This is a genomic window from Streptomyces soli (assembly GCF_003999195.1).
In the GTDB taxonomy this organism is placed as follows: domain Bacteria; phylum Actinomycetota; class Actinomycetes; order Streptomycetales; family Streptomycetaceae; genus Actinacidiphila; species Actinacidiphila soli.
This window is the reverse complement of the sequence record NZ_RJVR01000301.1, coordinates 1-2761: the sequence shown is the minus strand read 5'-3', so window position 1 is coordinate 2761 and position 2761 is coordinate 1. Positions and strand designations below refer to the sequence as shown.

The 2761-nt window shown below is 72.1% G+C and carries 2 protein-coding genes and 1 pseudogene; 2 read left to right on the top strand and 1 reads right to left on the bottom strand.

Translation table 11 applies throughout. The features are described from left to right. Positions 1-1091, bottom strand: a pseudogene (locus EFK10_RS33950) (telomere-associated protein Tap); the annotation flags it as partial. Here EFK10_RS33950 and EFK10_RS33945 point away from each other — a divergent pair. Continuing rightward, positions 1070-1531, top strand: a complete 462-nt coding sequence (locus EFK10_RS33945) for a hypothetical protein (protein ID WP_407647209.1) — start codon at positions 1070-1072, stop codon at positions 1529-1531. The pseudogene EFK10_RS33950 and the gene EFK10_RS33945 sit on opposite strands and share 22 nt — an antisense overlap. Beyond that, complete coding sequence (locus EFK10_RS33940; RefSeq protein ID WP_127359490.1) at positions 1528-2700, top strand: M48 family metalloprotease; 1173 nt, start codon at positions 1528-1530, stop codon at positions 2698-2700. Before EFK10_RS33945 ends, EFK10_RS33940 begins: the two co-directional genes overlap by 4 nt. The last annotated feature ends 61 nt before the right edge of the window (positions 2701-2761 follow it).

The window sequence follows — 2761 nt, the reverse complement described above, 5'->3', positions numbered from 1 at the left end:
TCCGGCTCGCTGGCCCGCGTGGGCGGGTGCAGGGCGGTCATCAGCTCCAGGCCGGTCACGGCGGTGGAGCCGCGCGGCGTCATCACCCGGGTCGCATAGGTGCCCAGCAGGCGGGCGAGTTCCGCCGACGGAAGCTGCCCGGCACCGGCCCAGTGCCGGGTGTCGAGGGCGTCCCAGCCCGGGATGCACAGCTGCACGCACATGCGCTGCCCGCCCTGCGCCGGACGGTAGATCCGCGCCCACGGCCCGAACCCGCGCTTCGTCAGCTGCCAGTCCGCCCGCGCCAACTGCTTGATGACCTTGTGGCCCTCCGGCAGCCGCCCGGACAGGCGCTCCTCCTCGCTGAGATGGAGCGGCAGGCCGTAACGCTCGCACGCGGCCTCGCTGAGCACGATCAGCGGGTCAGCGTCCTTGCCCCGCCCGCTCAGCTTGGGCGCCCCCAGCCTGGCCTCCGACAGCGTCCAGTCGACCAGCGCCGGGATGGACTTGGCAGGGATATCCAGGACCAGGCCGCCGGCGCAGTACGCCGACACCTGACCATCCTCGACGTCGACGACGGCCAGCGGCCCGTTCGCGAACCGCGGATCCACCGCGGCGGCCAGGGCTGCGGCGGGGGTCGGGGTGGCCTTCTGCGGCGCCGGATGCCGCGACGTTGACGGCCTGGCCGTGCTCGCCGAGCGGACCGGCAGCTGAGCTGCGGGCGTCTGGGGGGCTGATGCAGGGGCGGGCTGCTGCGTGGTGTCAGGAGTCATGCCGTGATGCTCAGCCGGGCGGCCTGTGAACAGAGATTCCGGCGCCGGTACCGGTGCGGCGGGTCCGGCGAAGGCCTGCGGCACGGCCGGGTCTGCGCTGGCGTCGCAGCCCACCCAGTCTTGAGAACAAAGAGAGTTGGGGGGAATACTCCGGTTGACGCGACTGACGACGAAGGGGACGGGGCCCGCTGGTGAGTGCGTTGCAAGGCAGCGAGAGGGAGCGGACTCGGGAGTTGGCCCGTGAGGCCGTGCGGCGGCTGGCTCCGCAGGAGATGGCGTTCTTCGAGGAGACGGCTGACGCCTACTTCGAGGATCCGGTGCGAACGTCCTGGAAGGCACGGGCGGAGCCGCTGGGCATCGGTATCGACGCTCTCGCCGTCGGCTCGTGGACGTTGTTCGCGTTGCCGGTCGCGGCGTCGGTCGTCGGGAACATCGCCACCGACCGCGTGCGCGAGGCGCACAGACGGGGCTGGTGGCGAAGGCGCCGGGCGCGGGCGGACGACCGTACGGACGGCGCCCCGGCCGATGACGCGGACAACCCGTACGCCGCACTGAACGCCGCGCGGTCTGCTGCGCCGGGGGGACGAGGGCCCGCGGACCTGGAACTGCTGCGGCGCGTCGCCTACGACCACGCAGTCGCGCTGGGCCTGCCGCCGGACCAGGCACGACTCCTCGCCGACGCTGTCCTGGGCGGGGTCGTCGCCGGCTGGGACGCAGGTGCTCCGGGGGACGGCGGTCAGTCCGGGAGCAGCGGCGGCAGGGAGGACGGCCCATCGTGACTGGGGTTTGGAGCGGGGTGGGGGCCGGCGGCCCGGTGGGGGTGCAGCACCCGTTCCGTCTGCCGTCCGGCACGTCCCTGCGGTTCGCGTTGCTGATTCTGAGTACGTCGGTGGCGATGGCGACGGAACTCGGCGCGCTGGCCAGCACGGCGGCGTACTTCACGCTCGGCGGCGGCAGCGTGGGCTCCCTGACCGAGGCTCTCGACTGCGCGTCAAAGAACTTCACCGAGGTCGCGTCCGATCCCGCGGCGTTCGCCCGCCGCTGCGAGTTTCCGGACATCGGCGGCGGGAGCACCGTGGAGATGGCGGCCTTCGCCGCGCTGTGGCTGGCCGTCGGCATCACCTACTGGTTGCTGCCGGTCTACCGGCTGCGCCGCCGCCGACTGCGGCCCTTCCGGCCTGACATGTACCCGGACATCCAGCACACGCTCACCGAACTGATGGCACTCGCCGAACTGCGGTGCCCGGTGCGTTTCGTCGTCGACCTGCGGGACCAGCGCCCCACCGGACTCGCCTTCGGAAGGGTCGGCCGGCGCCATGTGATGCTCGGTGGCGGCCTGCTGCGTCTGCATGGCATCGATCCCGAGGCGTTTCGCGCGATCGTCCTGCACGAACTGGCGCACCTGCGCAACCGCGATGTCGACATCGCCTTCCTCACCCTCATCTGCCACCGGCTGTTCGTCTTCGCGGTGGCAGTCCCGATGGCTGTCACGGCGCCCTTCGCCCTGCTGGTCGGCTGGGTGCTGCTGCCGAGCAGTGCGATCTTCCAGACGCTGCTCATCGCCGCCCAGTGCGCTCTCGCGGTCACAGTCGCCCACGCCGTCGGCGCGGTACTGCGCAGCCGCGAGCTGTACGCGGACGCCCGGGTCGCGATGTGGACGCGTGGCGCCCACTCGCTGCGGCGCCTGTTCGCCGCGCAGCACGGCATCGAGCGGACCGCGCCCCGCCGGCCGCTGCTGCGCCGCACGCATCCCTCCGCCGCGAAGCGGCTGGCCGCGCTGAGCGACACCAGCCTGCTGTTCCACTTCTCCCCCTGGGACGCCTTCGGGCTGGCACTGTCCTGCTCGCTCGTCTACCTGCAGGTGGCGCAGTGGACCGGGGACGCGGTCGGCCTGACCGACCGCGACAGCGTGCTAAGTGGTCCGTTCCGGAAATCCTTCGGGGGTTGATCAAGCCGCCAGTGCGGCGGAGGATTCTTCCTGGTGATCGGCGGTGTGCCGGTCGAGTCTG